This is a genomic window from Pseudomonas sp., assembly GCF_028293835.1.
In the GTDB taxonomy this organism is placed as follows: Bacteria; Pseudomonadota; Gammaproteobacteria; order Pseudomonadales; family Pseudomonadaceae; genus Aquipseudomonas.
This window is the reverse complement of sequence record NZ_JAQGNX010000175.1, coordinates 42,074-60,092: the sequence shown is the minus strand read 5'-3', so window position 1 is coordinate 60,092 and position 18,019 is coordinate 42,074. Positions and strand designations below refer to the sequence as shown.

17 protein-coding genes are annotated in these 18,019 nt (G+C 58.0%); 9 read left to right on the top strand and 8 right to left on the bottom strand.

All coding sequences use genetic code 11. From position 1 onward, the window contains the following. Positions 1-202: 202 nt before the first annotated feature. From JWR17_RS24185 to JWR17_RS24165, 5 genes are all read right to left on the bottom strand, one after another. Positions 203-1,171, bottom strand: a complete 969-nt coding sequence (locus JWR17_RS24185) for a sugar-binding transcriptional regulator (RefSeq protein ID WP_299835557.1) — start codon at positions 1,169-1,171, stop codon at positions 203-205. 37 nt (positions 1,172-1,208) lie between these two features. Further along, positions 1,209-2,075 (bottom strand): carbohydrate ABC transporter permease, encoded by an 867-nt coding sequence (locus JWR17_RS24180; RefSeq protein ID WP_299835556.1) that lies wholly within the window; start codon positions 2,073-2,075, stop codon positions 1,209-1,211. Position 2,076: 1 nt separating this feature from the next. Further along, positions 2,077-2,985, bottom strand: a complete 909-nt coding sequence (locus JWR17_RS24175) for a carbohydrate ABC transporter permease (RefSeq protein WP_299835555.1) — start codon at positions 2,983-2,985, stop codon at positions 2,077-2,079. Between the two features lie 89 nt (positions 2,986-3,074). Continuing rightward, complete coding sequence (locus tag JWR17_RS24170) at positions 3,075-4,403, bottom strand: sugar ABC transporter substrate-binding protein (protein ID WP_299835554.1); 1,329 nt, start codon at positions 4,401-4,403, stop codon at positions 3,075-3,077. Positions 4,404-4,513: 110 nt separating this feature from the next. Further along, entirely contained in the window at positions 4,514-5,542 is a 1,029-nt protein-coding gene (locus tag JWR17_RS24165) for an alcohol dehydrogenase catalytic domain-containing protein (RefSeq protein WP_299835553.1), read from the bottom strand. 188 nt (positions 5,543-5,730) lie between these two features. Here JWR17_RS24165 and ugpC point away from each other — a divergent pair, with 188 nt between their 5' ends. Beyond that, positions 5,731-6,894, top strand: a complete 1,164-nt coding sequence (gene ugpC / locus JWR17_RS24160; protein WP_299835552.1) for a sn-glycerol-3-phosphate ABC transporter ATP-binding protein UgpC — start codon at positions 5,731-5,733, stop codon at positions 6,892-6,894. Between the two features lie 97 nt (positions 6,895-6,991). Here the strand turns inward: ugpC and JWR17_RS24155 are convergent, their stop codons facing one another. Next, positions 6,992-7,888 (bottom strand): DMT family transporter, encoded by an 897-nt coding sequence (locus tag JWR17_RS24155; protein ID WP_299835551.1) that lies wholly within the window; start codon positions 7,886-7,888, stop codon positions 6,992-6,994. An 88-nt stretch (positions 7,889-7,976) separates the two neighbouring features. On the opposite strand from JWR17_RS24155, the gene JWR17_RS24150 reads away from it, so the two are divergent. After that, positions 7,977-9,308, top strand: coding sequence for a PLP-dependent aminotransferase family protein (locus JWR17_RS24150; RefSeq protein ID WP_299835550.1), 1,332 nt, complete (start codon positions 7,977-7,979; stop codon positions 9,306-9,308). A 29-nt stretch (positions 9,309-9,337) separates the two neighbouring features. Here JWR17_RS24150 and JWR17_RS24145 read toward each other — a convergent pair whose 3' ends face one another. Continuing rightward, positions 9,338-10,021: a GntR family transcriptional regulator gene (locus JWR17_RS24145; protein WP_299835549.1), complete on the bottom strand. Its 684-nt coding sequence runs from the start codon at positions 10,019-10,021 to the stop codon at positions 9,338-9,340. A 267-nt stretch (positions 10,022-10,288) separates the two neighbouring features. Between JWR17_RS24145 and JWR17_RS24140 the strand changes: the two genes are divergently transcribed. The 3 genes from JWR17_RS24140 to JWR17_RS24130 all read left to right on the top strand — a co-directional run bounded on the left by JWR17_RS24140 (position 10,289) and on the right by JWR17_RS24130 (position 13,686). After that, complete coding sequence (locus tag JWR17_RS24140) at positions 10,289-11,116, top strand: enoyl-CoA hydratase-related protein (protein WP_299835548.1); 828 nt, start codon at positions 10,289-10,291, stop codon at positions 11,114-11,116. A gap of 1 nt (position 11,117) precedes the next feature. Beyond that, positions 11,118-12,314 carry a CoA transferase gene (locus JWR17_RS24135; RefSeq protein ID WP_299835547.1) on the top strand — a complete coding sequence of 399 codons (1,197 nt, stop codon included), beginning with the start codon at positions 11,118-11,120 and terminating at the stop codon, positions 12,312-12,314. Between the two features lie 64 nt (positions 12,315-12,378). Beyond that, positions 12,379-13,686 (top strand): MFS transporter, encoded by a 1,308-nt coding sequence (locus JWR17_RS24130; RefSeq protein WP_299835546.1) that lies wholly within the window; start codon positions 12,379-12,381, stop codon positions 13,684-13,686. A 105-nt stretch (positions 13,687-13,791) separates the two neighbouring features. On the opposite strand, the gene JWR17_RS24125 is transcribed toward JWR17_RS24130, so the two are convergent. Beyond that, entirely contained in the window at positions 13,792-14,697 is a 906-nt protein-coding gene (locus JWR17_RS24125; protein ID WP_299835545.1) for a LysR substrate-binding domain-containing protein, read from the bottom strand. Positions 14,698-14,872: 175 nt separating this feature from the next. On the opposite strand from JWR17_RS24125, the gene JWR17_RS24120 reads away from it, so the two are divergent. Genes JWR17_RS24120 through JWR17_RS24105 form a run of 4 tightly spaced genes read left to right on the top strand, consistent with a single transcriptional unit; the run spans position 14,873 to position 18,007 of the window. Further along, the gene (locus JWR17_RS24120) at positions 14,873-15,775 is read left to right on the top strand and encodes an amino acid ABC transporter substrate-binding protein (RefSeq protein ID WP_299835544.1); all 903 of its coding nucleotides are present in this window, start codon (positions 14,873-14,875) and stop codon (positions 15,773-15,775) included. 8 nt (positions 15,776-15,783) lie between these two features. Then, entirely contained in the window at positions 15,784-16,551 is a 768-nt protein-coding gene (locus JWR17_RS24115) for an amino acid ABC transporter permease (RefSeq protein ID WP_299835543.1), read from the top strand. Next, positions 16,548-17,234 carry an ABC transporter permease subunit gene (locus JWR17_RS24110; RefSeq protein ID WP_299835542.1) on the top strand — a complete coding sequence of 229 codons (687 nt, stop codon included), beginning with the start codon at positions 16,548-16,550 and terminating at the stop codon, positions 17,232-17,234. The genes JWR17_RS24115 and JWR17_RS24110 overlap by 4 nt, the downstream gene beginning before the upstream one ends. Before the next feature lie 38 nt (positions 17,235-17,272). Continuing rightward, on the top strand, positions 17,273-18,007 hold the full coding sequence (locus tag JWR17_RS24105; protein ID WP_299835541.1) for an amino acid ABC transporter ATP-binding protein: 735 nt from the start codon (positions 17,273-17,275) through the stop codon (positions 18,005-18,007). The last annotated feature ends 12 nt before the right edge of the window (positions 18,008-18,019 follow it).

Sequence of the window (18,019 nt, the reverse complement as noted above, 5' to 3'; positions counted from 1 at the left end):
ACCTTCGGTGCTACGCACGCAATACTGCGTTAAAAACAGGCTCGTGCGCGAGTCCGATCAAAATGCTCATTTACAACCCGTAGAGTCGATCGCGACCCCGGCCGTTTCTCGCCTGTTTTTGCCTTGTCTTGCCTTCGCTCGCTACGTTTTCACACAGCCTGGGTGGGAGCGAACTTGTTCGCGAAGAATGCGACGCGGTGTATCAAATACCCTGCTCCAGAAGTTGCTGGGCGGTGGCTTCGTCGATCACCAATTCATGGACAAAATTGCGCAGTAACACGGCGCGAATGATGTCCGCCTTGTACGGTCCACCGGACACCAACACCACTTTTTTGATGCGCTTAAGATCCTCCAGCTCAAGAGAAATGGCGCGCCGGTTCAATGGATGGTTGACCTCTACGCCATCGCGGTCCAGCCAGCGACCCAACAGGTCACCCACCGCGCCGGTGGCCTTCAATGTTCGTGCATCGTCAGGACTCACCATGCCCAATTCAAACATCAGCGAGCGCTCGGTCAAGTCACCCACCGTGACCAACGCCAGATCGGCTTTTTTCGCTTTGCCGAGGACATCCTGCACCGAAGCTTCAGCCAGGATCATGTCGCGATACTGGGCTGACGGCGCGTAGACCGGCGCCGCGAGGTAGTAATGGGAACCGCCGAACAGGCCGGCGAAACTCGACGCGATTTCCACCGTGTTGTTCGCCGAGCCGTAGTGTAAACCGCCCAGCAGCGAGACCACGGTCATGCCCTGTAACACCCTGCTTTGGGTTTCCAGTACCGCTTGACGCAAGGTACGGCCCCAACCGACGGCGACGATGCAGCCATCAAACAATTGCTCATGAATGGTCGGCGCAACCGCTACGCCGAGCACCCGGAAAATCATTCGCGGGTCTTCCGGGGTGGGCACCACGGTAACCCGGCCCAGGCCGAATAGTTCTTGCAGGCCATGTTCCAGCTCAATGCAGGAGGCCAGCTTCGAGTTGATGCGGATTTGCACGACACCGGTTTCGCGGCTATTGGCCAAGACCTTATTGACCCGAACCCGAGTCAGGCCGAATCGATCGGCGATCTGCTGCTGGGTCATGTTGTTGACGTAGTAATACCAGGCGATACGGATGGTCAACTGGTGTTCGGCATTGACTGGATCAAAGTCTGTACGGGGATCTTGCACGGCCTTTTCCCTTCGCATTCATCGAGTTGCGCAGCGCCTACTTCACAGCGCCCATGGTCAGACCTTGTACCAGATGTTTGGAAACCATCAATGCAAAAATGATCACCGGGAACACAATCAACGTACCGGTGGCCATGATCTCTCCCCACGGCAGGTCGTAACCGCTCATGAAACTGGTGGCCGTCACCGGTGCCGTGCGCGCCACATTGCGGGTTAACACCAAGGCATACAGCAACTCGTTCCACGAGAAAATGAACGAGAAAATCGCCGACACCGCCACTCCCGGCATCGCCAAGGGCAAGGCGATGCGCCAAAAGATAGTGAAGCGCGAAGCACCCGAAAGCCTGGCGGCTTCATCCAGGTCTTTCGGCACCCCGCGAAACTGGTCGGTGCAAATCCATACGACGATGGGCAGATTGAAAGTGAGGTACACCAGGATCAGCACCAGCCGTGTATCGATCAACCCCAAAGTACGGGCCATCAGAAAGATCGGCAGGGCAACGACAATTGGGCTGAGCATGCGGTTAGTGATGAACCAGAACCACAGATCTTCCTTGCCCTTGAACTCAAACCGCGCTAACGCATACGCAGCCGGGGTGCCAAGACCCACCGCCAACGCCGTGGTGCACGCTGCAACGATCAGCGAGTTGGCCAGGCTCGACAGCACGTCTCGGTGAAACAGCACCTGAACGTAGTTATCCAGGCGTGGAGTAAACAGCCAGATCGGTGGCGAAGTCAGGGCTTCGGCCTGGGTTTTCATGCTGGTGGCAACCATCCAGTAGAACGGAAAAATCGCGAATAAAAAAATCGCCAGCAGCCCGACCAAGTGCCAGCCGTTGACCCTTCTGCGCGGCTTGGCGATAGCCTGTTTGACGGCGACGTTATCGGCAATCACGGTGGCCATGTCAGATCTCCCGGTAAACGAATTTGATGTACAGACGCGCCAATACAATGGTCAGGATCAGCAGCAAAATCGCTTGGGCCGACGCCACGCCTTGGTCAAAAACACGGAAACCAATGCGCTGGATGTAGACGCTGACCAGCTCGGTGGCTGCGCCCGGTCCGCCTCGGGTCATGGTGAATACCGTGTCGAACATCTTCAGGATGTCGGCGGTGCGCAAGATCAGGATGACCGTGACGCTGGGCAGCAAAAACGGCAACTGCACGTGACGAATGATTTGCCAGCGGCTACGGGTTTCCAGGCGGGCCGCTTCCTCGACCTCAGTCGGCACCATGGTCAGGCCGGCCAGCAGCACCAACGCGCAAAACGGCGTCCATTGCCAGACATCCATCAGCGCCACCGCAATGAATGCGTTGGTGGTCTCGCCCAACCATTCCACCGGTCCGACATGCACCATGGCCAGCAAAGCGTTGGCCACGCCGAAGTCGCGGTTGAAAATCAGTCGGCCAATCAAACCTGCTACGGCGGGCGCAGTGGCCAACGGGATGACCAGACTCATGCGCGCCAACAGCTTGAAACCGGACAGTCCGGGTTTGTGCAGCAGCAAGGCGATGATCAAGCCCAGCGCCAATTGAATGGGCACTACGGTGAGTAGAAAGACGAAGGTGCGGCCCAGCGAGGCCCAAAACGACGGGTCATTGAACACGCTGACGTAGTTATCGAAGCCAATGAAGGGTGTCGGATCGCGAGGACGGGACAAATTGTATTGGCGGAACGAATTGACCAGGGCGAACACTGTCGGGAATATTCCGATCAGCGCCAGGGCCACGGTGGCCGGCGCGAGGAAAGCCAAGGCCGCCCGCGTGTTGTTCCATAGGGTCGGAAAGACCACTGGCGTTTTATCGCTCGACATGGCGAAAGCACTCCCTGCGGGGCTAAACAAGTCAGAAGGAGGGCGCCGCGCACTCGCTGAAACACCAACGTCACGCGGCACCCGGTCAGTTATTTCAACAGTGGTTTTTTACCGTTGTAATAACCGGCCTTGCCGAGAATTTCTTCGACCCGTGCGCCAATGGTCTTAGCCCCGTCCGCCACGCTGGTCTTGCCCAGCATGATCGCCGTGCCGTTCTCACCGACGATTTCGGAAATCTCAGGCCATTCGGCGAAGCGTGGGCGGAAGTCCGGCACGCCGCCCTCCCACGACGTCACCATCGGCTGTACGAACGGGTAGCGTTTCTGCATGTCCGGGTCTTTGTAGACTGCGCTGCGACCGCTGACGCCACCGGCTTCGATATACGGCTTGGCCATGGCTTCGGAGGTGATCCATTGAATGAACAGCCACGCGGCTGCTTTTTTGTCATCCGGAGCGTTGGCGTTGACCCCGAGGGAGAAGCCGCCTAGTGCTGGTTTCAGGCCCGCTGGTCCCTTGGGTTCAGCCGCCACGGCCAGGCAATCGGTGATCTTTGATTTAGTCGGGTCGGCCAGGGTGCTGTAGAACGCCGACCACTCGGTGATCATCGCGACGTTGCCCTGGGCCAGTGCGTTAACCGCCTCGTTGTGGTCATAGTCGACGATGCCCGGTGGCATGAATTTCATCAGGTCTTGGCGGAACTGCAAGCCAGCCTGGGACTCTTTCGAATTGAGGTTGGACTTGAATTTCGCGTCCAGCAGCGAACCGCCAAAAGGCCACAGCATGCGCATGAAACTGTCCGCCGACTGGGTCTCGCCGCGCCGTGATTGCAGCGCATAGGCGTACTTGCCGTTGCCCGTCAGCTTAGGCCCATAGACTTTAAGCAGTTCGTCCCAGGTGGCTGGCGGTTTGTCGAAGCCGGCGTCTTTGAGCATGCATTTGTTGTAGTAGAGCAGGCCCGAGTAATTATCGAAGGGCAGCCCGTAAACATTCTTGTTCCAGGTGCCGAACGACTCCAGCAGGATCGGAAAGAAACCGTCGAGCTTCAGCTCCGGGTCAGCCAGTTTTTTGTCATTAGTGAAAGTCTTGATCGGTTCAAGCCAGCCGTTGCCGGCGAACTCGCCGATCCACACCACATCGGTCAGCACCACATCGTTTTCGTTACCCGCAGTGAAATCCAGCACTTGGCGTTCGCGGCTGTTTTCATAGGGGACGGTTTCGTAGCTGACTTTGATCCCGGTCCTTTTCTCGAAGTCGGGCAGTAACTTGATGGCGGCAGCGTAACCGGGACGGTCGAGGAAAATGGCCTTGATCTCTGTGCCTTTGTAGGGCGTGGCGGCTTCTTCCAGCGTCCAGGCGTGTACGCCCCCCGAGGCGAGGGCAACCGACAGCGCAAGTGCGTTCCATACTAGCTTTTTCATTACGTGACCTCATTTGTTGTTGTTGGTGAGGAGTACGTCATTGGGCGGGCACTGGCGTGCCATTTTTTAAGGCGTTCGTTTTCAGGGGGCTCATCTCAAGGGGGCTCATTTTAAGGGGCCGGGCAAATCACCGTCTTCAGGGCACCGTCGATGAACTGAGACGGATAAATGAATGCATCGGCGGCCTGGCTGAGGTCGAAGCGGTGAGTCACCAGGCATTCGACGTCGACCAATCCTTGCGCGACCAGTTTTATCGCACGGTCGTAGACATGGCCCATGCGCCGGGACATGCGCACGTCGAGGCCCTTGCGCCGCAACAGCGAAGCGCTCAGCGGCATGTACTGGTCGCCATCAGGAATACCCACCAGCACCACCCGCCCGCCAATCCGTGCCGTTTGCGCTGCGATCTGAAAACCATGCGGGGAATTGGTCGCTTCAAGGACCAAATCCACGCCGCGGCCGTCAGTCCATTCGGCAACCGCTGCATGATCATGGGAGACCTTATTGGCACCCAGTCGCAGGGCCATATTGGCGCGGTAAGTGATCGGGTCGATGGCGTAAACCACGTCCTTGCACATCATCCGTGCCAACTGCAACAAGCACAGGCCTATCGGGCCGCAGCCGATGATGGCAACACTTTCGAAGACTTTTTTGCTCCCGGCCAGGTCCATGGCGTGGATCGCCACCCCGAGGGGTTCGAGCATCACCGCCTGAACACTGGTGAAACCTGCTGGCACCGGGTAGATCTGGCTCGGCGACACCGAGATGAATTCGGTCATGGCGCCATGGGTATCGGGCGGTGAGCCGAGAAACACCACGTGAGGGCAGAGGTTGACGTGGCCACGGCGGCACCATTCACATTGGCCGCACGGTTTGGCCGGATCGACTGCCACCAACTGCCCGGCAGTCAGGCCCAGCGCGGGATGATCATCCACCACGTAGCCGGCAAACTCGTGGCCGGCGATGAATGGTTTGGTGATTCGCGCATGACCAATCGCGCCTTCCTTGTAGTAATGCAGGTCGCTGCCGCAGACCCCAACCGCGCTGACGCGTAGCAAAACCTCATCACCCACGGGCTTAGGCATCGGTTTGTCACCGATTCTCACGTCGTGAATGCCGTGGATATAAGCAGCCCGCATACGACCTCCTGCTTGACATTTGTAATTGTTGAATTACAAATGATCGTAGAAGGAAAATTCTGACTGTCAAGGGTCCGACATCCTGCTTTGCTTTACCTGTAACCAGCGGCAGTAAGACGTGTCGTCACCCAAGCTCCGAGCGCCCCCGTGTCGCCGGAACTCACAACAATAATCAAGGGGAAACGATTTTGACTGAGCTCAGATTGAGTGGCGTCGAAAAGGCGTATGGCGACATCAAAGTCCTGCACAACATCGACCTGGAAATTGAGAGCCGCGAGTTCGTGGTGTTCGTCGGGCCCTCAGGCTGTGGAAAATCAACCTTATTGCGCTCTATTGCCGGACTGGAAAGCATCACCCAAGGGCAGATCCGCATCGGCAGCCGTGATGTGACCTACCTGGAGCCGGCGGATCGCGGCGTGGCCATGGTCTTCCAGTCCTACGCGCTGTACCCGCACATGTCGGTGTACGACAACATCGCCTTTGGCTTGAAAATGCAGAAGCTGCCCAAGGCCGAGATCGAGGCCAAGGTGCGCAATGCCGCTCGCATTCTGCAACTGGAGGCATTGCTCGACCGCAAACCCAAAGCCCTGTCCGGCGGACAGCGTCAGCGCGTGGCTATCGGTCGGGCGATTGTCCATGAGCCGGAAGTCTTTCTGTTCGACGAGCCGTTGTCGAACCTCGACGCGTCGTTGCGGGTGCAGATGCGCATCGAGATTGCCAAACTGCACAACGACCTGCAGGCGACGATGATCTACGTGACCCACGACCAAGTCGAGGCCATGACCTTGGCCGACAAGATCGTGGTGCTGAACAAGGGCCGCATCGAGCAAGTAGGTTCGCCGCTGGAGCTGTACCACCACCCGCGCAACCGTTTTGTTGCTGGCTTTATCGGCTCGCCGCAGATGAGCTTCGTGCCGGTCACCGTCGTGGCGGTGGCGGCAGAAGGGGTGCGGATCAGCTTGCCAGGCGGGGAACAATTGCTGGTCCCGGTCCACGCTGAAGGCATTACGGTGGGCGTGCCGCTGACCCTCGGCCTGCGGCCCGAACACCTGTCAGAACTGGGCCATGGCGAGGCGCGGATTCTGGCGAAAACCCTGGTGGTCGAACACTTGGGCGGTGAAACCTTCAGCCATGCGCAAACCGCCGACGGCCATCACATCATGGTCAAAGGCGCAGGGCACTCACAGGTCAAAAGTGGGCAAAACCTGGTCATCGGCGTTACCGGCGCGGGCTGCCATTTGTTCGACGAACAGGGTTGCGCGTTAGTACACCTGACCCATTACAGCGACGTGGAGCACCCCACGTTTCCGGACGGTGACCTTGCCATTGAACAACAGATCTCGTCACTGTAAGAGCTTGCGCCCCGTCTTCGACGCTGCGCTGTCGCGCCGTTCAATTTAATTTTTATAGAACTCAGTAAGCTATGCATAGCTTGATAGGTCCAGACGTCTATTTGGCGAACTTCCTCGCCCCAACAACGCAAAGGATCACCGCAACGGTCACCCCGAGCATGCCACTGCTCACGTGCTCATGGAGCAGCGTAGCGGCCAGCGCCAATCCGAAAAAGGGTTGTAGCAGTTGAAGCTGGCCAACGGCGGCGATACCGCCCTGGGCGAGGCCGCGGTACCAGAATACGAAGCCGATCAGCATGCTGAAGACCGACACGTACGCCAGGCTAAACCATGCCGGGGTGCTAATGCCGGAGAATGACGGCGGTGCCAGAAACCAAGCCAGGGGAGCCATCACCGGCAGCGACAGCACCAGTGCCCAAGAAATGACCTGCCAGCCACCAAGCGTCCTTGAAAGCTTCGCCCCTTCGGCATAACCCAGGCCGCAGGCGAGGATGGCCAGTAGCATAAGAATGTCGCCCGCTGGCGATGCAGTCAGCCCTTGAGAGAGGGCAAACCCTACCACCAGAGCACTGCCCAATACCGAAAACAACCAGAAAACTGGCCGCGGCCGCTCGCCACCGCGCAACACCGCGAACGCAGCGGTGGCAAGTGGCAACATGCCGACGAAGACGATGGAATGCGCCGACGTCACGTACTGCAACGCCAGCGCCGTCAGCAGCGGAAACCCCACCACAACGCCCATCGCTACGATAACCAAGGGCAGCAATTGTTGTTTTGCAGGGCGCTTTTGTTTAAAAAGCACCAGCACGCAAAACGCCAGAACGCCAGCAATGGTCGCCCGTGCAAGGGTCAAGAACACCGGATCAAACTGCAGCACCGCCACCCGCGTCGCAGGCAGCGAGCCGCTGAAGATGAGCACGCCGATGAACCCGTTGAGCCATCCGCTTGCGGCTTTTTCCGTCGTTTGTGATTGCAGCTGCGATGTACGTTCCATCGTGGACACACTCGGTATTGTTTGTGGTTAATCCATCGTATGATCGAATATCAATACAATCAAAATATTGTCATGGATACGCTTTGGTATGCCTCGCTCACGTTACAAGTCACTGGTAGATTCCTTCGCGGCCGACATCCGCTCAGGCCGATTGCTGCCCGGCACGCGGCTGCCAACCCACCGCCAATTGGCGGCTACCGAAGGGTTGGCCTTAGTGACGGCGAGTCGGGTCTATGCCGAGCTGGAAGCCATGGGACTGGTCAGTGGCGAAACCGGGCGAGGCACTTTTGTCAGGGAGACATCACTGCCCCTTGGCCAAGGCGTCGATCAGCAAGCCGTTGCCGCTGGCATGATCGATCTCAATTTCAACTACCCGTCGCTTCCGGGGCAGGCTGAATTATTGCGCACTGCGCTACGCCAACTGGCGTTATCCGGCGATCTGGAATCCTTGTTACGCTACCAGCCCCACGCCGGGCGTTTGCATGAGCGCGGATCGGTGGCGCGCCATTTACGCGCCCGTGGCCTGACCGTCGCTGCCGATCAGGTATTGATCGTTAGCGGCGCTCAACATGGGCTGGCTGTGACGATGATGGCGCTGCTGCAACCGGGCGATGTGATTGCCGCGGACGCGCTGACCTATTCAGGGTTCAAGGTACTCGCCGAAGCGCTGCACCTTGAAATAGTGCCAATACCTGCATTCGGTCACGGGCCGGATCTGCAGGCCCTCGATAGCCTGTGCCGCAGCCGACGGGTGCGGGCGGTGTACACGATGCCGACCCTGCACAACCCGTTGGGATGGGTGATGAGTGCCGACCAACGCGAACATTTGGTCAGTATCGCCCGTAGGCATGGGCTGCTGATTATTGAGGACGCGGCGTATGCTTTTCTGGCAGAAGATCCGCCTGCCCCCTTGGCCGCACTGGCACCCGAGCGAACGGTTTATGTATCGGGACTGTCCAAGAGCGTCGCCACCGGACTGCGCGTTGGTTTCGTCGTCGCCCCGACCGAGAAGGTTGCCGCGCTGGAGCGAACCATCAGGGCCTCCACTTGGAATACGCCAGGGGTGATGACCGCGATTGCAAGCGCGTGGCTCGACGACGGAACCGTTATACAACTGGAAGCCGAGAAGCGCCGTGACGCGCAGATGAGGCAAGCCGTGGCGGCTGAAGTGCTGACGGGGCTTGCCTGCACAAGCCACCACTGTTCATATTTTCTGTGGCTGCCGTTGTCTGAAGATGCCCGGGCAGACCAGATCGCCACGGCATTGATGCGAGAAAACGTCTCGGTCTCAACCGCTGAGCCGTTCGCTACCTCCACCCACGTACCCCATGCGATCCGCTTGGCATTGGGCTCGGTGGAGATAAGCGTACTGCGGGAGGCGCTGGCTAAGGTGAAATGGGTAGTGGGGGCTTATTCGTAGTCGTTCGCTCCAACCAATTGCGGTTAATTTCAAGCAGACCGCTGCACGCTGACAATCCCATGCTCTAGCATCGTCGCCAACAGTACGTCTACTTTGTTGCGCAAGTGATCTTCCATCAAGGCTCGTAGTTTTTTGCTGTCGCCTTTTTTAAGGTGCGTCAGCATTTGCTCATGTTCGGTAACCGCTTGCAGCCAGCGTCCCGGTGTTGGCGTCAGGCGCCGACGCACGTGGCGAAGTCGAGCGTTGAGGTTGCCAAACATTTCAGACAGTACGCGGTTGTCCGCCACGGCCAGAATTTTCAAGTGAATCGCCTGGTTCAGCTCAAAGTAAGTGGTGAGGTCTTTTTGCTCGTAGCTTAGACGCATGGCTGCCTGCAGCGTATCCAGCTCAGCGATGTCAGAGCCTGAAATCTTTTGGCAGGCCTGCTCCCCGGACAACCCCTCAAGCGCTGCCAGCAAGGTCAGCATGTTCGCCGCCTCATCAAGGGTCACGCTGGCAACTTTCGCCCGGCGTGTTGCAGAAATCTCCACCAGTCCTTCGCGAGCCAACATCTTGATGGCTTCACGCAACGGCGTGCGCGACACCTCCAGCGCCTCGCACAGCGCGCGCTCGGAAAGCGGGGCGCCGGGCTGTAATTCACCGCTGACGATGCGCTCTCTCAAGGCGGCGTAAGCGGCCTCGTTGATGTTCGCTAAAACTGTTTCCTCGGCCATTTATCTCTCCTTCGGTATCCCAGACTGATCAGCGCGCTCGGCATTGGACAGTGAACGATTATCGGGTGGAACGAAAAAATAATCTATGTGAAACGGGTTAATAAGCTTCTAGCCCAATGATTTAGGGGTTTTACGCGTACCTAACGGCCATGTCATTGGTCAGTACGCCGATGGATGTGAAAAAAACCGCTTGCGCTAAAACGCATCATAGCTATATTTGGGATACCAAAAACGTAAATCGGTATCCCAAAATAATAAGGTACGGTTATGAACACGCACATCCCCCCGGGCAAACCTGCGCCCGATCAAGTCGGTTCTGCTGCTCCTGTGTTGGTCGAGCGCGACGGCGCCGTAGTCACTGTCATCCTTAATCGCCCGGAAAAACTCAACGCCACCACGATGCCCATGTGGAAGCTGTTGGATGAGACCCTTAGTGCTCTGGACGCTGACGATTCGATCCGCTGCATTGTGATTCGGGGCGCCGGCGTCAAAGCCTTCGGCCCCGGCAATGATATTTCCGAATTCGAAACCCATCGCAGCAATGTCGAGCAAGCGCGCCTTTATGGACCCGTTATGCACGGCGCGTTGCGCGCAATCGCCCGCTGCCGCCATCCGTTAGTTGCGATGATTCACGGCATCTGCGTCGGTGGCGGTCTTGGCATCGCGTCGCTCTGCGACATCCGGATTTGCGGTGAATCCAGCCGTTTCGGTGTGCCGGTGAATAAGCTTGGCTTGGCCATGTCCCACGATGAAATGAGCGGCCTGATGCGCATCGCCGGACCCGACGTGACCCTGGAAATGCTGTTGGAAGGCCGGGTATTTGATGCCGCCGAAGCGCTGCACAAACGCATCGTCAGCCGCGTGGTTGCGGACGCTGAGGTTGAACAGCAGGCATTGGAAAGTGCGCAACGCATCGCTGGCGGCGCGCCGCTGGTGGCCCGCTGGCACAAGAAATTCGTGCAGCGCAGCACCGACCCCACGCCGTTGTCTGCCGAGGAATACGACGAGGCTTTCGATTGCTTCGGCACCGAGGATTTCCAGATTGGCTACCAGGCTTTTCTGGCCAAACGCACCCCTGTTTTCGGAGGCAAATAATATGGCCGGTCCACTGCAAGGCATGAAAGTCATCGAACTGTCGCACATCATGTCCGGCCCCATCTGCGGAATGATGCTGGCCGACATGGGCGCCGACGTAATCAAGGTCGAGAAAATGGACGGCGGTGATGACTGCCGCCGCTTCGCGCCGATCCTCGAGCACGGCGAATCCGCCTCGTTCATGATCCTCAACCGCAACAAGCGTGACATCGCCTTGAACCTCAAGACCGAAGGCGGTAAAGACGTGTTGCGGCGGATGCTGGCGGACGCCGACGTGGTCACCGAGAACTACCGCAAAGGCACCATGGAAAAGTTGGGTTTGGGTTACGACAGCCTGAAGCTGCTCAATCCCGGACTGATTTACTGTTCGGTGTCCGGTTATGGCCGCACCGGTCCGTACGCTGACAAGGGTGGCTTCGACCTGATCGCCCAAGGCCTGTCTGGTTTGATGAGCACCACTGGCGAGCCGGGGCAGGACCCGATCAAAGCGGGCTCGCCCATCGCCGACATCAACGCGGGGATACTTGCCGCGCTGGGCATCGCCGCAGCGTACGCTCACAAACTGAAAACCGGGCAGGGCCAAGTGGTGGATACCTCGCTGCTGGAAGCGGGCTTCCAGCAGATGTACTGGCCGGCCGCGAACTACTTTTCCGAGGGCGTGATCCTGCCGAAAATGGGCTCCGCCAATTCCACCAGCACGCCGTATCAGGCGTTCCGTACCCAGGACGGCTGGATCAATATCGGCGCGGCTAACCAAGGTAACTACGAGCGTTTGCTGCAAGTGCTGGACGCGTCGCACATCACCAACGATCCACGTTTCGCCAGCAACATGTTGCGCATGAACAACCGCGAAGCATTGGTGGCATTGATCACTGAATGCCTGTCCCACGACACCACCGACAACTGGGTCGCCCGACTCGACGCCGCTGGTTTACCGGTGGGCGCGGTGCTGGACATCTCCCAAGTGATCGAACATCCGCAGATTCTTGAGCGGGAAATGATCGTCGAGACCCACCACCCAGTGACCGGTTCGGCGCGCAGCATTGCCTTGCCGATTCGTTTTTCGGAAACACCAAAGCAGGTCAGCCGACCTTCACCGTTGCTGGGCGAGCACACCGTGGAAATTCTCAACGAGTACGGCTACAACGCCCAACAGATCTCGGACCTGCAACGTGAGGGCGCGATTCTGGAGCTATAGCCCCGGCCCACGCACACACGCGCATTAGTGAACAACTACAAAAAAAACACTGAGGATCGCAACCATGAACAGGCTGAAAATCAAGGCCACCACCACTGTGTTGGTGATGCTGTGCCTGATGTACTTCATCACCTACGTCGACCGGGTCAACATCAGTACCGCGGCGAGCCAATTCAGCTCTGAGTTAGGGCTGAGCAACACGCAACTGGGCTTTATCTTTTCCGCGTTCGCTTATCCCTACGTAGTATTTCAGTTCATCGGCGGCTGGGTCAGTGACCGCTTCGGGGCCAAACGTACGCTGATTGCCTGCGCGTTCATCTGGACCATCGCCACCACCTTGACCGGGATGGCGGGCGGCTTCGTCTCCCTGGTACTGGCGCGTCTGCTGTTGGGGTTGGGGGAGGGCGCGACCTTTCCGGCGGCCACCAGCGCTATGGCGTCATGGATCGCCAAAGACAAACGCGGCATGGCCCAAGGCATCACCCACTCGGCGTCCCGTCTGGGCAATGCCGTGGCACCCATACTGGTGATGGGCTTGATGAGCGCTTACGACTGGCGCTTCGCGTTCTATCTGTTGGGCGCGTTAAGTTTCGGTTGGCTGGTGTTGTGGTACGTCACCTACACCGAAAAACCCGCCGATCACCCGCGCATCACCGCAGAAGAACTGCGCACATTGCCCGCGCCGAAGATCCATCCCATTGACGTACCGGGTACATGGGCACGCCTGTACAAGCGCATGCTACCGGTGTCCAGCGTGTACTTTTGCTACAACTGGATTCTCTGGCTGATGCTTAGCTGGATGCCGCTGTACTTCATGCACAACTTCAACCTGAACATCAAAAGCGCGGTGGTCTTTACCTCCGGCGTGTTCTTCGCTGGAGTGGTCGGCGATCTGGTGGGCGGCATGGTCAGCGATAAGCTGTTGCGGCGCACCGGCAACCTGCGAATCGCCCGCAGTTATATGGTCGCGGTGTGCATGGCCTTGACCGGACTGTCGTTAATCCCGGTGCTGGTGCTGCATGAGCCGATGTACGCGCTGCTGTTCCTCGGCGCCGCGATGTTCTTCAACGAGATGACCATCGGCCCGATGTGGGCAATACCCATGGACATCGCCTACGACCGCTCCGGCACCGCCAGCGGCATCATGAGCGGCACAGGCTTCACCGCCGCCATCGTCAGCCCAGTGCTGGCGGGGTACCTGATCGACCAGACCGGCAACTGGAACATCACCTTCCTGGTGTCCATCGGCATCATGGTCTGCGGCGTGTTGCTGACGTTCACCATGAAGCCGGAAAAACCGTTTGTGGCCGAGATGAAAGTACCGCCCAAAGACGTTGGCGCATTCGAGCGTAAAGAAGCGGTGGCGAAATAACCGGCGACCCTGGGTTTCTGTAGAACCACGTGTTGGCGAGGCGTCTCAAGCGCTCACCCGACACGTTGGCTCCACGAGATTTATGTGACCTGTTCAGGCGCCGAATCAATCACACAACGGCGAAAGCTCCTCCTCCATCACCTCGCGAGCGCATTGGGCAAATTTTCTCACCAGTCTGGACTGCGGATGGTGCAAGGGGAACAGCAAACCAATGACCACCGGAATGCTCGCGGTGAAGGGTCGGGACTCGATGTTATTGAGCGTCGCCTCTTCAATGGCCGCTATCGGGTTGATCAAACTGACGCCCATGCCCGCGCCGACCAGTGCGCAGATGGACGACCCCAGGCTGGCTTCGGCGACGATAATTGGGTTGACCTGAGCCTCGTTGAAAATTTTGTCGATCTGGTTACGCACCGGACTGGTGTTGGGGAATGAGATGTAGCGTTCACCCGCGAAGTCTTGCGGAGTGACCTTTTCCAGCAGGGCGAAGCGGTGTCCTTTGGGAAAGACCGCCACGCAGTTGGTAGTGATTACCGGCTCCACCAGGATCCCCGGTGTCTGGCCGTAAAGCATCGCCAGGCCAGTACTGCATAGCCCCGAGCGGACCCATTCATTGATGTTGCTTTCGTTACCGGACTGAATGGTCACCAATACGTCCGGGTACTCAAGCTTGAAACGGGCAACCGCTCGCGCGAGCAGTCCTCCGGCCAGGCGCGGCATGGCGGCAAGCATCAATCGGTCCCTGCCAAAAGAGCGGATCACGGCGGCCGCCGACTCCAGACTGGACAAGCCAGCGAAGGTCTTTTCAACCTCTTGATAAAAACGCTCGCCATCCAGCGTTGGCTTGAGTTTGCTGCCATTGCGTTCGAACAGCGGAAACTGCGCGACGCCTTCAAGTTGCCCGATGAGACGGCTGATTTGCGGCTGCGAAGTATGCAGCGTTCGGGCGGCAAGCGTCATCGAACCCGTCATCATGATCGCCCGAAACGCCTCGATCTGGCGCAATTTCATGCCCGTTCTCCCATATCAATTTGGTATCTAGCAATACGCAACTGGAATTGGGCTTCACACTATTCTTCGCGGATACTTTTAGCCACTACCGATCTCCTGTTCCTGCTTCTGGTCCAACGTTCGCTGTTCCCGATGACGATGTTCACTGGTTCGATTACCGACCCAAGGAAGGAAAATGAAAGTAGCCTCAGCCGTATCAGCACTTGCACTGTTCATCATCAGCGGTACCGCGCTGGCAGATGGACGCATCGACAGAATCAAAGAAACCGGCGCCATCACCCTTGGCTACCCTGAAAGTTCGGTGCCGTTCGGCTATCTGGACGACCAGCAGAAGCCCATCGGCTATACCGTGGAAATATGCGAGGCCATCGCCGCTAAGATAAAAACGGCGTTGGGCCTCGCAGCGCTGGACGTACATTACAACCCTACCGCATCGGCAACCCGTATTCCGCTGCTGGCCAACGGCACTATTGACCTGGAGTGCGGTAACACCACCAACAAGGCCGATCGTCATTCGCTGGTGTCGTTCGCACCCACCACCTTCGTGGCTCAAGTGGTGTTGGTGGCCCGCAAGGACGCCGGTGTCGACGTCAACGACCTGTCCACTTTTCGCGGCAAAACCATTGCTGCGCAAGCCGGCGGACAAACCTTCAAGCTGATCTCCATGCTTAACGCCCAGTACGGTTATGGCATCACCGTTGCCCCAGCCAAGGACACCGGTGAGACGTTTCTGATGGTCAGCAGTGGTCGCGCTGCCGGCTCGGTCAATGATGATGGGCTCGCTTACGGTGCCGTCGCGTCCTCCAAGAATCCTGAGGATTATCGAGTGGGCACCAAGGGCTTGGAACTGGCGCCGTACGGCATTCTCGAGCCCAAGGATGATCCCGAGTTCAAGAAACTCGTGGACACTTCCGTGGTTGAGTTGATAAAGGACGGCACGGTTGCCAGGCTGTACGACAAATATTTCATCTCAGCGATTCCGCCCCGTGGCATCAACCTCAAGTACCCCATGAGCGAGCCGCTCAAGCGGGCGTTGGCGAACCCTACTGACTCGGCCGATCCAGCCGCCTACGAGTAAGCGCGTCGATGAATTATGACTGGCGTTGGAGTGTCTTTCTGGACGTCTCTTCCAATGGAGTGGACACCTACTTACATAACCTGTTCGTGGGTGTCGGCTGGACCTTGGCACTCTCCCTGACGACAGGGTTTGTCGCGCTAACCCTGGGATCAATCGTGGCGGTAATGCGGAGCTCTTCGTCGGTAGCGCTGCGGTTTATCGGTACAGTCTACGTTGAGGTGTTTCGCAACATTCCGCTGCTGGTGCAGATGTTCCTCTGGTATTTCGTGCTGCCGGAGTTGCTGCCAAAACACCTGGGGGACGCCATGAAGCAGATGGCCCAGCCATGGGGGCAGTTCATACCTGCCGTGCTGTGCCTGAGTACTTACGGTACTGCGCGGTTGGCCGAAACCATTCGCGCCGGTATTCAGTCGCTGCCACGAGGGCAGGCGCAGTCCGGTACAGCCATGGGTCTGACTCCGCTGCAGGTCTACCGGTACGTGATTTTGCCACAGGCGTACCGGATAGTTATCCCGCCCCTGACGTCGGAGTTCATGGGGATCGTCAAATATTCGTCCGTAGCGCTGACCATCGGCCTTCTGGAGCTGACGGGGCAGGCGCGGGCCATGCAGGAGTTCAGCTTTCATATTTTCGAAGCGTTCTCTGCTGCGACGGTGGGCTACCTCGCCATCAACGGCTGTGTGGTGCTGATTATGCGCAGTATCGAACGTCGTTTTGCCTTGCCCGGGATGATGGGCTGGAAGGCGAAAATCAAGCTGAACGGGAGCGCATCATGAATTTTGATTTCGCTGCCATCGTCCACGCCATTCCGTACCTGTTTGGCACCGGCATGACGTTCACCCTGGTGCTCACGTTCGCAGCCGCGACTATGGGCCTGGCGCTCGGAACGCTACTGGCGTTGATGCGCCTGTCACCGTATCGCGTGCTGTCGGTGCCAGCGGGTTTTTACGTCAACACCATGCGCTCTATTCCGTTGTTGCTGGTGATCTTCTGGTTTTACTTCTTGATGCCCTATATCGGCGCCTGGATTACCGGATCCTCACGGCCGATGAATGTAGGCGCCTATAAGTCGGCGATCATTACCTTCACGCTGTTCGAGGCGGCCTATTTTTGCGAAATCATGCGCGCCGGTATTCAGTCAGTGTCTCGCGGCCAGGTATCCGCAGGGCTGGCCATCGGTCTGACCTATCGCCAGACGATGCAGAGCATCATTTTGCCCCAGGCGTTTCGCAACATGCTGCCGTCGTTACTGACGCGGGTGATCATTCTGTTCCAGGACACCTCGCTGGTTTACGTACTGTCGCTGACCGATTTTCTGGGTGCCGGTGCCAGGATCGGGCAGCGCGATGGCCGACTGGTCGAGTTATACCTGTTCGTTGCATTGGTTTATCTGGTGATCTGTTTCACCGCCTCGCGGCTGGTCAAGCTGCTTGAAAAACGAACCCTCGCCCTTCGCTGAGCGTGCCAATCAGTATCAAGTCACTGAGAGCCTTCCAGATGATTGAGTTCAATAACGTCAGCAAGTGGTACAGCGATTTTCAAGTGCTGGATAACTGCACTACACGCATTAACAAGGGTGAAGTGGTGGTGGTGTGCGGTCCGTCGGGGTCTGGAAAATCAACCCTGCTCAAAACGGTAAACGCGCTGGAGCCTTTCCAGAAGGGCAGCGTGTCGGTCAACGGCGTCTCCGTCGGCGATCCTAAAACCAACCTGCCACACCTTCGCTCACAAGCGGGCATGGTCTTTCAGCATTTCGAACTGTTTCCGCATTTGACCGTGACGGAGAACCTCTGCCTGGGCCAAACGAAAGTGCTCAACCGCAACCCGAAAGAGGCTCAAGAGAAAGCCTACGCATTGCTTGATCGCGTCGGGCTGCTGGCGCACAAGGACAAGCATCCCGGGACGCTCTCTGGTGGACAGCAGCAACGCGTCGCCATCGCTCGAGCATTGTCGATGGATCCCACGGTCATGTTGTTCGACGAGCCGACCTCTGCGCTGGACCCGGAAATGGTCAACGAAGTGCTGGACGTCATGAGTGATCTTGCCAGCGAAGGCATGACCATGATGGTAGTGACCCATGAAATGGGCTTTGCCCGCCGCGTGGCTGATCGCGTGATTTTCATGGACGGCGGCAGAATCATTGAAGACTGCATCACCTCGGAATTCTTCGATAACGTTGAAGAGCGCGCCGATCGCACCCGCCAGTTTCTTTCCAAAATCCTTCAGCACTGATAGGGGTTGATC